This window comes from Actinosynnema sp. NPDC023658 (assembly GCF_040639995.1).
Taxonomy (GTDB): domain Bacteria; phylum Actinomycetota; class Actinomycetes; order Mycobacteriales; family Pseudonocardiaceae; genus Actinosynnema.
In genome coordinates this window covers 1-1,540 of sequence record NZ_JBFAAX010001207.1, presented here as the reverse complement: position 1 = coordinate 1,540, position 1,540 = coordinate 1, and the positions used below count along the sequence as shown (strand labels likewise).

Below are 1,540 nucleotides of genomic sequence, written 5' to 3'. Positions count from 1 at the left end.
AACGGCGCCAACGACACCCCGGCGACCGCCGAGCACATCGTCGACTTCGGCACCGGGAAGCGCGCGGCCTCGAAGATCGCGCTGACCGGCCACCTCAGGCCCGACGACACGATCCCGGCGCTGCCGCTCGACGAGACCGACGACTCGATCGGCCTGGCGAGCGACACGGGCATCTCCGGCACCCGTCCCGCGGTCCGCGCCACCGCCGCCATCGGTGACGGGCCGCACGGCAGCGCCGGCGACCGCACCGGCGACTTCGACTTCTACCGGGTCGACGGCGGCGCGTCCGGGCTCACCTTCACGGCCCGGACGTCCACGCCGACCGGCGACCTCGACACGATGCTCGCGCTCTACGACGCCGACGCCACGCTGCTGGACGTCAGCGGCGACCACGGCGGCTCGACCGACTCCTCCGTCACGTTCGCCGTCGCGCCGAACCAAGTCGTCTACCTCGTGGTCGGCTCCGACCCGTTCGCGCTCCCGAGCGACCCCACCACACCGGGCACCGGTCCCGGCGTGGCCACCGAGGGGCCGTACGACCTGCTGATCACCAGTGGCAGGAGCAGCGGCGACCTCGACTACTACTCCTTCGACCTGCGCGCGGGCGACGTGCTCGGCGCGTCGATCACGGGCGGTGGCACCAGGCTCGCGGTGCACGACCCGGCCGGTCGCGAGGTGTTCGGGTCGTCGCAGGACCTGACGTCGATCTTCGCCGCGGACTCACCGATGCCGGGCGGCGGCAACGCCGTCGTGGACTTCGTGGCACCGGTGGCCGGCCGCTACCGGCTCGGGGTCGAGGCGGGCGAGGGCGCCTACGACGTCAAGCTCGAAGCGTTCCGGCCCGGCACGGAGACCGCGCCGCGCGGCTCGGTGCACACGATCTTCCTGGACTTCGACGGGGCCAGGGTGAACACGACGATCTTCGGCGGCGGTGGCGGCCTGCGCGACCTCTCGCCGTTGTCGAGCTTCCTGCCGGGGTGGCAGCTCACCGCACGCGACGAACGCGCCCTGATCACCGCGATCACCGCGACCGTGCGGGAGAACCTGGAGCGGGACATGGTCGCCGCGGGCCTCAACCCGAGGTTCGCCCTGCGCATCCTCAACAGCCGCGACCACGCCGACCCCTGGGGGCAGCCGAACGTCAGCCGGGTCGTCGTCGGCGGCACCGTCGCGGAGTCGGGCATCAACACCGTCGGCATCGCCCAGTCCATCGACGCCGGCAACTTCGGCCGGGAGGAGACGGCGCTGGTGCTGCTCGACCGGCTCAGCGGGCCTGCCGGGCCGGCGTTGTCGCTCAACTCCTACGTGCGGCCGGAGAGCGACCGGATCGCGTTCATCGGCCGTGCGATCGGCAACATCACCAGCCACGAGGCCGGGCACATGTCGGGCAGCTGGCACACCGACCTGCGCAACGACGTCCACGGCCTGATGGACCCGGGCGGCGACCCCTCCGTACAACCAGATGAGGATCGAAGACTCCGAGCTACCGGGGAACCTCACCCACGATGCGGGGGGCGTCGAAGTGTGGTGCCTTCCTCCC

1 protein-coding gene is annotated in these 1,540 nt (G+C 72.1%); it reads left to right on the top strand.

Annotated features, from left to right (window positions below):
* Positions 1-1,540: PPC domain-containing protein (locus AB0G02_RS39585; protein ID WP_360805479.1), on the top strand; the 1,540-nt coding region annotated here is incomplete at both ends.